The organism is Brevibacillus sp. NPDC003359, assembly GCF_042878995.1.
In the GTDB taxonomy this organism is placed as follows: domain Bacteria; phylum Bacillota; class Bacilli; order Brevibacillales; family Brevibacillaceae; genus Brevibacillus.
In genome coordinates this window covers 359463-373209 of the sequence record NZ_JBIAOR010000002.1, presented here as the reverse complement: position 1 = coordinate 373209, position 13747 = coordinate 359463, and the positions used below count along the sequence as shown (strand labels likewise).

At 46.8% G+C, this 13747-nt stretch carries 12 protein-coding genes and 1 pseudogene; 7 read left to right on the top strand and 6 right to left on the bottom strand.

From position 1 onward, the window contains the following. The 3 genes and pseudogenes from ACFYU8_RS11260 to ACFYU8_RS11250 form a co-directional block, all read right to left on the bottom strand. Positions 1-1439: pseudogene (locus ACFYU8_RS11260) on the bottom strand (hypothetical protein); the annotation flags it as partial. 151 nt (positions 1440-1590) lie between these two features. Beyond that, a complete protein-coding gene (locus tag ACFYU8_RS11255; protein WP_390298301.1) occupies positions 1591-2793 on the bottom strand; it encodes a BMQ_0737 family morphogenetic spore coat protein in 1203 nt (400 codons plus the stop codon). Positions 2794-2901: 108 nt separating this feature from the next. After that, positions 2902-3786, bottom strand: coding sequence for a glycosyltransferase family 2 protein (locus ACFYU8_RS11250; protein ID WP_390298298.1), 885 nt, complete (start codon positions 3784-3786; stop codon positions 2902-2904). Between the two features lie 137 nt (positions 3787-3923). Here ACFYU8_RS11250 and ACFYU8_RS11245 point away from each other — a divergent pair, with 137 nt between their 5' ends. Beyond that, positions 3924-5306: a hypothetical protein gene (locus ACFYU8_RS11245; protein WP_390298295.1), complete on the top strand. Its 1383-nt coding sequence runs from the start codon at positions 3924-3926 to the stop codon at positions 5304-5306. Positions 5307-5361: 55 nt separating this feature from the next. On the opposite strand, the gene ACFYU8_RS11240 is transcribed toward ACFYU8_RS11245, so the two are convergent. Then, positions 5362-6057 (bottom strand): CAP domain-containing protein, encoded by a 696-nt coding sequence (locus ACFYU8_RS11240; protein ID WP_390298292.1) that lies wholly within the window; start codon positions 6055-6057, stop codon positions 5362-5364. A 92-nt stretch (positions 6058-6149) separates the two neighbouring features. On the opposite strand from ACFYU8_RS11240, the gene ACFYU8_RS11235 reads away from it, so the two are divergent. Next, complete coding sequence (locus tag ACFYU8_RS11235) at positions 6150-6497, top strand: DUF1360 domain-containing protein (protein WP_390298289.1); 348 nt, start codon at positions 6150-6152, stop codon at positions 6495-6497. Positions 6498-6501: 4 nt separating this feature from the next. Here ACFYU8_RS11235 and ACFYU8_RS11230 read toward each other — a convergent pair whose 3' ends face one another. Together ACFYU8_RS11230 and ACFYU8_RS11225 are read right to left on the bottom strand one after the other, a co-directional pair. Continuing rightward, positions 6502-7689: a glycosyltransferase family 2 protein gene (locus ACFYU8_RS11230; RefSeq protein WP_390298286.1), complete on the bottom strand. Its 1188-nt coding sequence runs from the start codon at positions 7687-7689 to the stop codon at positions 6502-6504. A 123-nt stretch (positions 7690-7812) separates the two neighbouring features. Beyond that, positions 7813-8664, bottom strand: a complete 852-nt coding sequence (locus ACFYU8_RS11225; protein ID WP_390298283.1) for a DUF1698 domain-containing protein — start codon at positions 8662-8664, stop codon at positions 7813-7815. 207 nt (positions 8665-8871) lie between these two features. On the opposite strand from ACFYU8_RS11225, the gene ACFYU8_RS11220 reads away from it, so the two are divergent. The 5 genes from ACFYU8_RS11220 to ACFYU8_RS11200 all read left to right on the top strand — a co-directional run bounded on the left by ACFYU8_RS11220 (position 8872) and on the right by ACFYU8_RS11200 (position 13730). Then, positions 8872-9717, top strand: a complete 846-nt coding sequence (locus tag ACFYU8_RS11220) for a hypothetical protein (RefSeq protein WP_390298280.1) — start codon at positions 8872-8874, stop codon at positions 9715-9717. Positions 9718-9830: 113 nt separating this feature from the next. Further along, complete coding sequence (locus ACFYU8_RS11215; protein ID WP_390298277.1) at positions 9831-11234, top strand: sugar phosphate nucleotidyltransferase; 1404 nt, start codon at positions 9831-9833, stop codon at positions 11232-11234. Beyond that, on the top strand, positions 11227-12318 hold the full coding sequence (gene rfbG / locus ACFYU8_RS11210; protein ID WP_390298627.1) for a CDP-glucose 4,6-dehydratase: 1092 nt from the start codon (positions 11227-11229) through the stop codon (positions 12316-12318). The genes ACFYU8_RS11215 and rfbG overlap by 8 nt, the downstream gene beginning before the upstream one ends. A gap of 24 nt (positions 12319-12342) precedes the next feature. Then, the gene (rfbF, locus tag ACFYU8_RS11205; RefSeq protein WP_390298274.1) at positions 12343-13122 is read left to right on the top strand and encodes a glucose-1-phosphate cytidylyltransferase; all 780 of its coding nucleotides are present in this window, start codon (positions 12343-12345) and stop codon (positions 13120-13122) included. A 14-nt stretch (positions 13123-13136) separates the two neighbouring features. Further along, positions 13137-13730, top strand: coding sequence for an FkbM family methyltransferase (locus ACFYU8_RS11200; protein WP_390298271.1), 594 nt, complete (start codon positions 13137-13139; stop codon positions 13728-13730). The last annotated feature ends 17 nt before the right edge of the window (positions 13731-13747 follow it).

The window sequence follows — 13747 nt, the reverse complement described above, 5'->3', positions numbered from 1 at the left end:
TGAAGTTCTTGGCTTTGCCCCTGCAGGTCTTGCTCAAGACCGAGAAGTTCCTGCTCCCGTGCTTGGAGATCTTGTGTCTGAGAATGCATTTCCAGCCTCTTCGTCTGGAGCTCATGCTCAAGAGAGAATAGCTCTTGTTCTTTTGTTTGCAGGTTATGTTTTAGGGATTGAAGTTCTTGGCTTTGCCCCTGCAGGTCTTGCTCAAGACCGAGAAGTTCCTGCTCCCGTGCTTGGAGATCTTGTGTCTGAGAATGCATTTCCAGCCCCTTCGTCTGGAGGTCATGCTCAAGCGAGAATAGCTCCTGTTCTTTCGTCTGGAGGTCATTCGCTTGGGAATGCAGATCTAACCATTGCGTCTGAAGCTCTTGTTCAAGGCCGAGAAGTTCCTGTTCCCGTTTTTGTAGTTGTTGCGTCTGCGAATGCAGGTCTAGCCCCTGTGTCTGGAGGTCTTGTTCGAAAGAGAGTAGCTCCTGTTCTTTCGTCTGCAGACTACGCGCTAGGGAATGCAGTTCTTGGCTTTGCCCCTGCAACTCTTCCTCAATATCCTGAAGGTCCTGCTCCTGCATCTGGAGACTATGCTCAAATGCGTGGAGGTTTTGCTCCCGCACCTGTAGTTCTTGCTCCCGCTGCTCCCATTTTGCGCTTGCTTCTGTAAGCTGCTGTAGGTCAGAGAGTGTCTGCTCTTCTCGTGCCCGTGCGTCATCCAACTGCTGATTCAAAGATTTAATTTTGAATAGTTGCTCCTGTTGACTCATTTGCGCACTCTCAAACTCTTCATTCACATTATCCAAAGCTTGTTTCCACGTAAGCTGTTGCTGCTCCAGATGTGCGATCATGTCTAAATGCTGCTGGCGTTCATGCAGGAGCTCCTCGATTTGACTTTGCTGCTGCTGTTCTTGCTCGTGTAACGTTGTTTGCCATTGTGCCTCTTTTTGATCGTAGCTCTGCACTCGACGTTGGAGCAATTCAATGTGCTCGCGTAAGTGTGCTTCCTGCGCTTGATGTTTGGACATGATCTCTTCCAACCGTGGACCTTTTCGTTGCTCTCTGATCTCGGTTTGCAAGCTGTCGATTGAATTTTTTAGCTTTGCTTCTGTTTCCTGATGGTCGGTTATGGCATTTTCGCGCTGTTTCAGGAGAGGCTCGTAGTAGTCGAGCTTGCTTTTCATTTCTTGAAGCATATCTTGTGAATCATTCAAGCGCTGCTTCCATTCTGCCCCTTTGCTGTCCAAGTCCTGGAGGGTCTGGCTCAATTGTTCATGCTGCTCTCTGTATGATTCGTTTTTTTGGGACGTTTCCTCTATCTGCTTCTGTAGGTACCACACTTCTTGCATGAGTTGGTTTGCTTTCTCTTCGTAGTAGTGTGCTTGTTTTTTTAGCAGGAGGAGCTTCTCGTTTTCTCTCGACTTGTTAGCATTGGAGATTCTCCTTTTGTACACAGTGTTGTCCTCCTTTTTCCGTCTGGCTTTCCCATATAGACATATGTACGGGGTGGGAATTGGTGCTTGTATTGTCGTGACTGTTCATTTATAGAAAAAACGGGAGAAGTGTTGTCCTTCTCCCGCCTGATTGGAAACGAATATATTTTTCTTACGGAGTGGTAATGACAATATCCCCGAACGTGATGCAATCGGCAACCAGCAATTGTTCGTCTGGAACGACTGTGATTGTGACGCTGAAGACGAGGATGCCATTAGAGTCATGCAGTGTCAGGATGATGACGTCTGGCAGTCCGAGTCCTGTTTCGGCGAGTGTCAGGGAGTAGGTCACCGTTTCTTGTGCGCCTGTTGCTGTGAATGTCCGTACACCAGTACCTGTTACGACCAGACCTGTCACAATTGGCAGGATAGGCAGTACGGTAATGCATGTCGGAGAGCTGATGGTCGTTGGCGAGAAGCTGAAGCTTTGATCGCCAAGGACATCAGGCAGGAGAGCATCAAAGAAGTTAAAGGTAAACGAGCTGCTGGATGGATCGCAGCTTGGGCAGATATCCGCGAGAAGCTGGATGGTACCAACGGCAATGGCGAGCGGGATACCGATCGATACGGAGATGTTTGGTATTAATGCGTTGACGGACGCCTGGCAATCGCAGTTGCGTACAGGGAAGATTGGTGGGCATTGTGGCGGGAATGAGATCGGCGGGCAACGGAAAGAAGGCGTTGGATCAGGTACACGAATGTTGTTAGGACGCGGCGAGCAGAATTTCGCCAATACTTCCAGCTTGACTTCTGCTTCTACCTGGATTTCTACGCAGACAATGACGTCGAGTTGAACCATGCCACCGAGGAGAACTGTACCGGTCGGCGCGCATTCGAAAGCACTGATTCGGCACAAGATATTGTCTTCATCAAGCGGTTCAGGCAGGCAGAGAACGACTTCCTGATCGAATTGCACTGTTGTTGTGAATTCGCAGAGAGGTGTTCCGTCTGCGAAGACGCGAACGAGCACAGTGGCTCCGAACACGAAGCGAACAACGCCGACCCGAACAGTGGTCCCATTGACTGTAATGTTCTCGCGGCGAATACTGACGACTCTGCAAGTAGGACCAGGAGAAACTGGTTCAACGCAGGAGAGCGTGATATCTTGCCCTGCACGAATTGCAGCGTCTACCAGAGCTTGACAATCGTCGGGAATGGCAATCTTGTTTCGGTAGCTGTTCGCTAATACTACCCAGTCATACACCTTGTTGACGCGAATGCACTCTTCCTGCAAGTTGTTCGATATAGGAGGAGTTGCTGTAGGCGTCGGTGTAGGGAGCTGGCGACCCATAATGGGCTTCACGTGATGTTTCACCGTAAGAATCCTTCCTTTCCTAGGGAGTTTGCTTTGCAGTTACATACTATGTGGGCAACGGGAGTTTGGCATGTTGAGCATGCGCCTATTTTTTAGGTCACTATCTTATCAGAATGGAATTTGAAATTTTTGAAAAAACCAATTGTCGTCGAATTTTCTTTGGGCAGTGTATCGAACACGCTGAGCGGCAGCCCCGCAAGTCAGCACATCATCCGCAATTTCACTCGCATTTGCATAGAGCACAAGTTTTTTGGCTGCCTCAATTCGCTGTTCGTTAAAATGGCTGTAGGCCATACGAAGCATATTGTAATAAATGTGCTCATGTGCAACTGTGTAAGGGTGAACTTGCCTAAACAAATGCAAGATTTTTACGGATGGCTGGACCATACACGTATATCCAAACAGCCACATTTTGATGGAAAACTCGATATCCTCAAATCCCCATATGCGAAAACCGCGATCAAAACCCCCGACTTTCATAAAAGCTTCTTTGGTGACCAGGAAGCATCCCCCTGGCAATATTGCAACTGGTGATAGGCCTGATGGCTTTGGATACCAGGTGATCTCGAGCTTTTGATTCAGATTTTGCCCATAACCTATTTTATGAGGCTCCGTCATCGAAGCGATTCCGGGAGCAACGCCATCTGCTTTTTTGGTAAGAATGAGCTCCATCATGCGATCGATCCAAAAGTTTTCAAATGACAGATGGGCATCGCAAAAAATGAAGTAGTTGCCGCGGGCATGATTCACGCCCAAGTTTCGTGCTGCTGCAGCACCAATGCCTTCTGTTGTGATTAATTTTATTTTTTCATTTTGCCCTTGGTCTTGTAAAAAGTGACAACCGTTATCAGTTGAGGCATCATCGACTACGATCACTTCATACGGATATGTGGTTCTTGTATTCAAAAGGGAAGTGATGGTAGAACGCACATTGTCCCCCTCATTTTTTACAGGAATGATAATGGAGATTAGGGGCATTTGTGAGGTGGGCATATGACCACTCCTTTCTGTAGCCATCGTATGCGCAAAGCGCTTCTTCGGAACAGTCATCACCAAAAATGTTCACTTTGGACACTGGGCATTCATACAATATCGCGGACTGACGGAAAGTGTCGTGAGGAGAGATGGGAATGGATGTTGAGGTATATTACAGTGGTCAACGTGGCGGGACCATGCCGTACGCGGCTCTGCCAGCGTTTCGTTTGTTTTGCAAGCAAAATGGCTTTCAATTGAAGTGGGATTCGACGAATAAAAGAGTTGACCTGGATTCGGGGTTGAAAGGAAAAGTTTGCGTTCTTTTTACAGGTGTAACTTCAGGAGGGACCGCCTACGAGTGGGAGGTATTGGGGAACGTTCAAAAATTTCTCTCTGATAGCGGTATGGAGGTTGTCTTAAGCCAAAACAATTCGGCTCTGGCTAAAAATACGGATGTCGCCATACGTTTCAGTTTGAAGGAAATGCGAACCCTTGAAAAACCCAGATTGATTTTCTTTCAGTCGGAGGATGAAAAGCGGCAAGATCTGGTGAAGTGTTTGCGGACAGAAATGCAGCAGTCAGGAATCCCGTGTCACTATAAAGTACTCAAAAACCAAAAGCAACCATCGATCGTGCACATCCAGTTACAGTTGCCGCATTATACTGAAGTGAACAATCGTAAGGTCTATGCGGAAAAAATTGCCCTCCACTTAGCGTCAGGGGTTTTAGAGTATTTCCAAAATGGATTACACATTCAACCAATGGCGTTTTTACCCCCCAACATTTTAAAGCTGTTTTATTCCACTATGCTACTTACCTCAGACAAGGAGAGCCAGCAGGGGGCAGACGAAAAGCCATTGGCAGAGAAACAAAGCACGATTCAGGAAAGTGACCAGCCGACTAATGAGGCAAGTGACTCAAGCAGTGAATTAAAGAGTGAATTAAACAGTGAATTAAACAGTGAATCAGACAGTGAACGGGAAGAGCTGTTGATACTGGCAGAAGAAGAACTGCTGGAACAGGTAGTGGCCATTCATCCGGTGGAAGAAGTGCCTGAACAAGTTGAATTGCGTACAGCGGCAGAAGTGTATTTTGATTACACGTTGATTCACTCCCAATCAGTTGAGAAGCCGTACCTGTTAATTGGAACCCTTCAGGTGAAAAATACGGGGAACGTTGAACTGAACAATCCAATCGTTTGCCTGCGCGTCTCGCCTGTCGATTCGATCAAAATGGGAGGGCAAGTATTGCCACCGAAGCTCGTGGAGACAATGGCCGTGCAAGGTACATCGGGCTTAAAAGGATGGAGATACCTAGAAGACGATTGGTTTGCGCAAGCGATGGAGAGAGGGGAATACTGGATAGCGCCGATCCAGCCTGTATCCATTCCGCCAGAATCGACGGAAGCGTTCCAAAACTTCCAGATTTCTTTTATGAAACAAGAAGCGGGGAAGGGAATAGTCGTCGAGGGCGTCGTGCTGTGCAACGATCAGACGGTACACTTTTCAGCCAATAACCGGATCGCCGTGTCTTTTTAATATGGAAGAAAAGCCACCATTTCAGTAGAAATGATGGCTTTTCCGTTCGGCGCTTCTATTTTTTTAAGAACATTTGTACGAACGTTTTCCCGTGAGGACCGCCATTTACGACAGCAATGGCTACGTACTCGTATGTTGGACTCATGATATTGGCTTTGTGCCCAGAAGAATTCATGAACATTTGATGGGCGCTGCTTACAGAATAGTTTTGAGCAATATTTTCAGCAGCAGCCAAATAGCGAATACCAAAAGTATCCATCATTTGAAACGGTGAGCCGTAAGTGGGAGACGTGTGGCTAAAGTAACCTTTAGTTACCATCTCTTGGGCTTTCACATGTGCAACTTTCACCAACTGCATGTCCACTTGATAGGGTGCGAGGCCGCGGCTGGTGCGCTCTTGATTCACAAGTTGAACCATTTCTTTTTCCTCAGACGTCAATTCAGCGGGTAGAGGAATTTTCATGCCAGCACCAGGGTTTTGCGGTTGCTCAGGCTTACCCGGTGTTACCGGAGTCGTTGGATTTGTTGGGAAGGTTGGCTTCGTATCTGGTTTAGGCTGCTCTTGATTGCGTGCTTGGTACACGCTCTTCAATTTATCGTATGTAGCTTTGTTTACAATGCCTGTTTGCTTGAGCTTGTATTTTTTCTGGAACGCTTTGACGTTATAAGCTGTGTTGCTGTTGTAGATCTTGTCTACTACCAGCTTGTAGTCGTAATTGAGTGCATCGAGCATCTTTTCCACTTCAAGCACGCTCGTGTTTTTCATCCCTTTTTTCAAAGAGGTAAAGGTTTATGTGGAACAAATGAGAAAAGCACAAAATATTGGAAAGAGGTGGAGGTGGAATGTTTGACCTCTCTTGGATCGACCTGATCATCCTCGTGCTGGCAAGCTTTCGTCTCACGCATTTGATTGTCTTTGATGAGATCACGTCTTTTCTGCGAAGCCCATTTTATCAGGTATTATATGTACCCGATGAGTCGGGCCAAATGGTTCGGGACTTTCATTTTAAAGGCGGGAGGGTGCGCCAATGGATAGGGAGATTGTTGAGCTGCCATTGGTGCGTGGGAGTTTGGGTTGGCGCTTTGATCGTTGGGTTGTATATGTATGTGCCAGCCGCCTATCCTTTGTTGCTCCTGCTTGCCATAGCCGGAGCGGCGGCTGTCATTGAGACGAAGCTATACTCGAATTAAAAGGTTAGCTCCTCGAAAAAGCTTTGTACACGATCACTTCGTCATACGAAAGAGGGATAATCTCTTCGGCCATGTATCCCCCCGCAATTCTTTGTTGGACCTGAGGGGTGCTCGGTAAACCGACACTGGAAGACGCGATGTCCACACGAAGCGTGGTGGCATTCGGATCGAGTGGAATTTCGAGGGCAAAGGTGGGTTTATCAACAGTAAAACTTTTTACATTTAGGCCATTCACGAGCGCAGTCAAAATAATGGGCTTCGGCAATTTTACGGGGGAGCCAGGGACTTTGCCCTTCACTAACAACATTTGAGCGGGTGCAGAAGGAGCCGATTCCACAATCGCACGCAGGACAGGAGGCGCCCACAAGTCCATCCCCCGATTCATGCTTGTAATTCTGGTTGTATTGGATGGGAAAGACTTATAGAGCCTCAGCAGGTCGAGTACCCCCATGCCTTTGTAGTGTGGAACGTACGATATCCAGTGGCTGGGTATGGACGAATAATTTTTCGCAAGAGATCGTAAGACTTCAGGTACTCCGACGGAATGCCATTGGGTAGCTGATTTGCACGCTGTGTGGATTCGAGCGTTTCCTAAATAGTGGGGTAGATAACCGATGGGGTAAAATTTGGCGATGCGCATCCACAGGTCGTAATCCATGCAAAATTGCAATTTTTCATCAACGCCCCCCATGTGCTTGAAGACGTGGGCTCTGATGAAAGCAGAAGGCTGGCAAATCACGCAGCTCTGATACAACTTCTTGGAATCAGCCTGTTCAGACGGGTAGGTGGTGGATACTTGACCGTACTCGTTCATCACATGGCAATTGCCGTGAAGCATTCCCCAGGCCGGGTTACCCGCAAAAGCGTGAACAGCCTTCAAAATGGCGCCGGGTACATAGGTGTCGTCTGAATTCAGCCAGCCAATGATTTCCCCTCTTGCCAACGCAAAGCCTTTGTTAAGCGCATGAGACTGTCCGCGATCCGGTTCACTAATAAAACGGAAGCGCGGATCTTTTTGTGCATATTCTTGCAAGATGGAGAGCGTATCGTCAGTCGAGCCTCCATCTACCACGATATGCTCAAGGTTTGCATAGTCCTGGGTCAATATGCTATTTATTGTCTCACGAATAAACCGGCCTTGGTTGTAAGAGGGCGTAATGATACTCACTAAAGGTTGGTGTGAGTGGGACACGAGATTCACTCCCATCTTTCCATCATAAAAAATGCATGCACTACCATCAGACTATGAAAGAATGGAAAATCGGGTACACAAGCATCGTTGATCTTGTGCACCCGATTTCATTTTACCCGGCTATTACAGGTAATCCGGAACGATCCCTGGATTGCGGAATATACGGAGTAACTCCGCGTGACAGTTATGGTCGATCGCGCTGCCAGGAATGGCTCTTGCCACGAGGCTGATGCGACCTGCATCGTAATTGTTTATTTTGCCAGAGGGGATGGTCCGAATTGATTCAGGAATGACTTCAAATAGCGTGCTCTTCAGCATTTCCTCAATGCAAAGTACGGACGGCAGCCACCAAGTGGTATCGTCCTTGTAAATTCGATTCATTTGTCCAGGAGCTCCGTTGTAAACCATGATGGATTGATTCGTATCCAAAATACAGGCAGTTTCCAACAAGAGGTGCCCGCCTGGTTTAATCACGCTTCGGCATTGCGACAATGTCCACATCGGATCGCGCAGATGATAGAGCAGACCAAGATGCTGGACGACATCAAATTGATTGTGCCGAATTTGATGAGGGAATGGCATTGGTTCTGTAAAATCGTCCATTAGCAGTACTTGAAGCCCTTCCCATAGTTTATAAGGACTGGTATTGTACAGCGGCAAAACTTTGCTTTGCAGGATGTTCTTGCAAAACTCGAAATTCGAATAAAGCGGCTGCATACAATCCGTAGCCACGACAAGATTTGCTCCTCGTTGCTCCGCTTCAAAAGCCCACATACCATCAAAACTAGCGAGATCAAGGACACGTTTCCCCGAATATTGGATGTATTCTCTGGATTGTCTCGTCATATTCCATACATTTTCCAGAAGCGTAATCCCGGGTGTGACAATACCGGGTCTCAGCGTGATTTTATGGTACCACCAACGTCCGTTGTTGATCTCATCGAGGATTTCTTGATCGGTCCAAAATTTGCCCATCGACATGTCCCCCTTCATTGCATGGTGCTTGCCCTATACGATATGTTCGGACCGTGCTGGGGGAAATGATATAAATGCATTAATTTCGTCCTATTCAGGTCTAAAGTTGCTTGGCAACCAGTAGGTTTTCGGAAAAAAGGCATATGCCCGTTTCTCGTTGTCTGTCACATACATAAAGTATGGGGAGAAAAAGGAGGCGGAAAGAGTATGCCCTTGCCCATAGTGATCATCCATCGGGGGGACGATGATTATCTCACATATAGCTTGCAGCAAGCGAAAAGAAGTAATCCCCATTCGCCCGTCTATCTGATTGGGAATGGGGGAAACAGAAGGTATGCTATGAACGGCATCATTCACGAGATGGTAGACGATTACATGCATGCCGCTATCGAAATGACGAGAGTCTATAAACATATTCATTTCATGCCCTATGAATACAATCTGTTTTGTTTTCAAAGATGGTATATTTTATTGGCGTTTATGAAAAAGCATCAAATTCCGAAATGCTGTTATATCGATACGGATGTCATGCTGTTTACCGACGTGAACCATCCGCGCTTTGCCAACTTTATGATGGAATTCGTATGGACCAATTTCGTAGATAGTCAAAATCTAGAAAAATTTTGCGAGTTCATGACGTCTCAGTTTGCTAATCCGATTACGTTCGCGAAAGTCGTCCATTACACGATGCAGAGAAAGGAACATGTAAGATTCAATCAGCCTTTAATTACAGATATGGTGCTGGCTTTGCTATTTCTTGAGCAATTCAAGGATTACCAAATCACGAACGGCTTGTTTCATGATGGCTTTGTTGATGGGAATATTCAGTATTCCGCTTCGGTGGAGAATTTGTATGGCTTTAAGAAAATTTACTCGATCAATGGAGCTCTGTGCTGCAAAGATACGGCAACGAGTCTATATTTGCCGTTGTTTTCTCTTCATTTTCAAGGATACACGAAGCATCATATGAAATTTTTCACAGCTCCCTATCTCCCCCAAGCAGGTTCTTACATTTTCGATTATATATCGAATCGTTGGATTCAGTTCTTATAGGCTTCTATCATCCCTCGTGTTATTTGACCATTTTCAGTGGACCATAGAGCATCGACTGCGACAAACGCATAAGATGGTTCATACAACACGATAAACGGATAGAGGTGGCCTGGGTGAAACTGATATTGCTATCGGGTGGTTCAGGGAAAAGGCTGTGGCCGCTCTCCAATGATGTCAGATCCAAACAGTTCTTGAAGTTGATACGCAATGCACATGACCAACCAGAGGCAATGGTTCAACGAGTGTGGAGACAGCTGGCCTCGCGCAATTGGTCGGAGCCCGTTTATATTTCAACAGGCCGATCGCATGTTGATTTGCTCCAAAGCCAATTAGGTGAACGCGTTCCCTTGATCGTGGAGCCGGAAAAAAGGGATACCTTCCCTGCCATTGCTTTAGCAGTGACCTATCTCTACTCTGCTTTGACAACGGACCCGGATGAGGTCATAGCCATCATGCCTGTTGATCCATTCGTTGAGGATCGATTCATGGACAGGATCAAGGAGCTAGAGAACGTCATTCTCAGCTCAGGTGCGAATCTCGCATTAATCGGGGTAAAACCTACGTATCCATCTACGAAATACGGTTACATTGTTCCGCAGCTAGAATCAGACTCTGTTCAGGGTAAAAGGTCTCATGCCTATCAAAAAGTAAAAAGCTTCAAAGAAAAGCCGTCCCTTGAGCAAGCGCAGGATTTAGTAGAAAAGAAGGCCCTGTGGAATTGTGGAATTTTTGCTTTTCGATTGGGCTATCTGATTCGTGAATTGGAGCGAAAAGGATTGCCTACTGAATACAACCGCATGCTTGAGCAATATAGCCAAATGCCTGCCATCAGCTTTGACTATGAAATCGTAGAAAAGGCAGAGAAAGTAGTCGTTCTCCCGTATGACGGAGATTGGAAGGATCTGGGGACATGGAATACGCTCACGGAAGAAATGAGCGGGAATGCAATCGGCAAGGTGTTGCTTGATGAGAGTTGCACGAATACCCATGTTATCAACGAATTGGACATACCTATCGTGTCCATCGGTGTAGCGGATATGATCGTGGCAGCCAGTCCGGATGGCATCCTCGTTTCTTCCAAGGAGCAAAGTCATATGGTCAAAAATTTGGCTTTGGATTGGACAAAGCGCCCAATGTATGAAGAGCGGCGCTGGGGATGGTATCAGGTTATGCATTTTCAAAAGAATGAAGACGACGTAGAAGTATTAACGAAAAGGATCCATATACACGCTGGGAAAAATTTGAGCTATCAGTACCATCACCACCGTAGCGAAGTTTGGATGATCGTAGAGGGGTGCGGTGAGTTCATTTTGGATGATCAGCTGCGCCAAGTTGGCCCAGGTGACGTATTGCAAATTCCGGTAGGGGCCAAACATGCAATCAAAGCCACGAATGAGCTGGAATTCATCGAGGTACAGATGGGAAGTCAGCTGGTGGAAGAAGATATCGTTCGACTCGGAATGACGTGGTCAGCGATTCTGGAGCAGATTGGGAAGCACGGTGATCACGATGATTGATCCAGCGTTCTGGCGAGACAAGAAAGTGTTGATTACAGGTCATACGGGGTTTAAAGGGGCATGGCTATGCTTATGGCTGCATGACTTAGGGGCGAAGGTGACAGGGTATGCCCTGTCTCCTCCGACAAATCCGAGTATTTTTGAGTGTGCCCAGATCAGCTCATTGGTTGATTCGATCATCGATGATGTCAGGTCGAAGGAAAGCGTTCAAAAAGCCATCAACCAAGCAAATCCGGATATCATCATCCACATGGCTGCTCAGCCGCTGGTGCGTTTGTCTTATCAATATCCCGCGGAAACCTACGAAATCAATGTCATGGGTACGGTGAATGTACTCGAAGCGGCGAGAGTGGCTGTGCAAAACGGAATGAAAATCAAAGCAATCATCAATGTTACGACGGATAAGGTTTACGAAAATCGGGAGTGGGTGTGGGGGTACCGTGAGCAGGATGTGTTGGGCGGCTATGACCCGTACTCCAACAGTAAAGCATGTTCGGAGCAAGTGACTGCCTCCTATCGCAATGCTTTTTTCCACCCCGACCAGTATCACCAGCATGGTGTAGCTATTGCCTCAGCACGAGCAGGCAATGTGATAGGCGGCGGTGATTGGGCTCTTGATCGCCTGATACCGGATTGCCTGAGCGCCTTGATCAAGGGAGAGAAAATCATCATCCGAAATCCAAACGCGATTCGGCCGTGGCAGCACGTCCTTGAGCCATTGAAAGGGTATTTGATGCTCGCTGAAAAAATGTGGCGGAATGGCAAGGATTACGCGCAGAGCTGGAATTTTGGTCCGAATGACGAAGATGCCAAATCGGTAGAGTGGATCGTCCAGCAATTGTGTGAGCGATGGGGAGCTGGGGCCTGCTTTGAAGCAGAACGAACCGATTCACAATGGCACGAAGCCCAATATTTAAAGCTGGACTGTTCCAAAGCAAAAAGTGTAGTAGGCTGGAAGCCCAAGTGGTCGCTCGAACAGACCTTGGACAGTATCATCTCTTGGCATAAGGCTTATCAGCAAAAGCAAGACGTAAGGGAGATCTGTTTGGCCCAAATTGCAGCGTACTCAGATAGGGCCCAGTGATCAACAGAGGAAGGAGGGCAGCCAATGAAAGTCGTCATCCTAGCAGGAGGGTATGGCACGCGCATTGGAGAAGAAACGCATCTTCGTCCGAAGCCGCTCATTGAGATCGGTGATTGGCCCATTATTTGGCATATCATGTCCATTTATTCCAAGTATGGCTTCCATGATTTCATCATCTGTCTCGGGTACAAAGGCTATATGATCAAGGAGTACTTCGCGCACTACTTCCTTCACCATTCTGATGTGACGTTTGATTTTCGAAACGACAATCAAGTCACCTTTCACAACCACAATGCTGCTCCGTGGCGAGTCACATTGATTGATACGGGTAAAGACACAGGAACAGCTGGAAGAGTGAAGCGGATACAGAAATATGTGGGAGAAGAAACATTCATGCTGACGTATGGAGATGGCTTATCCGACATCGATATTGTACAGCTGGTTCAATTTCATCGCGCGCATAAAAAACTCGCAACGATCACCACGACTCAACCGCCAGGCCGATTTGGAGCATTGGATATTGCCGATGGGAATACCGTAACAGGATTCCAAGAGAAGCCAAAGGGGGACGGCGGGTGGATCAATGCTGGTTTTTTTGTCATGGAGCCGGGCGTATTTGACTATATTACGGGTGATGAGACTGTATTAGAAAAAGAGCCGTTAGAGAACTTGGCCAAGGCGAATCAACTGATGGCCTTCAAACATGCTGGTTTTTGGCATCCAATGGATACGTTGCGAGATAAAAACTACTTGGAAGATCTGTGGAAATCCGGAAAAGCAGCATGGGCAACCAGCCGAACTTGAAGGAGGAAGCAGAAGTGGGCGGATTAAACGAGAACAGTGAAGAAGTTTTTTCTCCGATCGGATACGGGGACATCACTATCGATTGTGGGGCAAATTACGGGGTCATTTCTCAAAAAATGGCGGATAAAGGCGCCCTCGTCTTTGCATTTGAACCGAATCCATACGTATTTGAGGAATTGAAAAAAAGGGTAGGATCCTATCCCAATGTCGTATGTATAAACAAAGCGGTTTGGCATAAAAACGACAAGCTGCGCTTGCATTTGCATGAGTTTTACCAAACTGATCCGGCAGGGTCTGCTTATGCCTCTTCTCTTTTAGATAATCATCCTGTGACGAATCCCGAAAAGTATGTAGAGGTAGAGGTAATCGATTTGACACAGTTTATCCAAATGCTCAATCGTCCGATCAAATTGATCAAAATCGATATCGAAGGGGCAGAATTTGAACTGTTGGAAAAAATCGTGGAGCAAAATTTACACCAGCAAATAGAAAAAATCGTCGTAGAAAATCATGAATGGCTCATCGAAGACTTGAAAACGAAGGCCGATCACTTTCGGATGGTCATGCAAGAAAAACAAATTCACAACATCGACTTGAACTGGATTTAAGAAGAGTGCCAAGCAGG

What these genes read in the sequence shown, in the direction of transcription:
- ACFYU8_RS11250 (WP_390298298.1), bottom strand. Translation starts at nt 3,786, where the DNA reads ATGCCCACCTCACAAATGCCCCTAATCTCCATTATCATTCCTGTAAAA.
- ACFYU8_RS11245 (WP_390298295.1), top strand. Translation starts at nt 3,924, where the DNA reads ATGGATGTTGAGGTATATTACAGTGGTCAACGTGGCGGGACCATGCCG.
- ACFYU8_RS11235 (WP_390298289.1), top strand. Translation starts at nt 6,150, where the DNA reads ATGTTTGACCTCTCTTGGATCGACCTGATCATCCTCGTGCTGGCAAGC.
- ACFYU8_RS11225 (WP_390298283.1), bottom strand. Translation starts at nt 8,664, where the DNA reads ATGGGCAAATTTTGGACCGATCAAGAAATCCTCGATGAGATCAACAAC.
- ACFYU8_RS11220 (WP_390298280.1), top strand. Translation starts at nt 8,872, where the DNA reads ATGCCCTTGCCCATAGTGATCATCCATCGGGGGGACGATGATTATCTC.
- rfbG (WP_390298627.1), top strand. Translation starts at nt 11,227, where the DNA reads ATGATTGATCCAGCGTTCTGGCGAGACAAGAAAGTGTTGATTACAGGT.
- rfbF (WP_390298274.1), top strand. Translation starts at nt 12,343, where the DNA reads ATGAAAGTCGTCATCCTAGCAGGAGGGTATGGCACGCGCATTGGAGAA.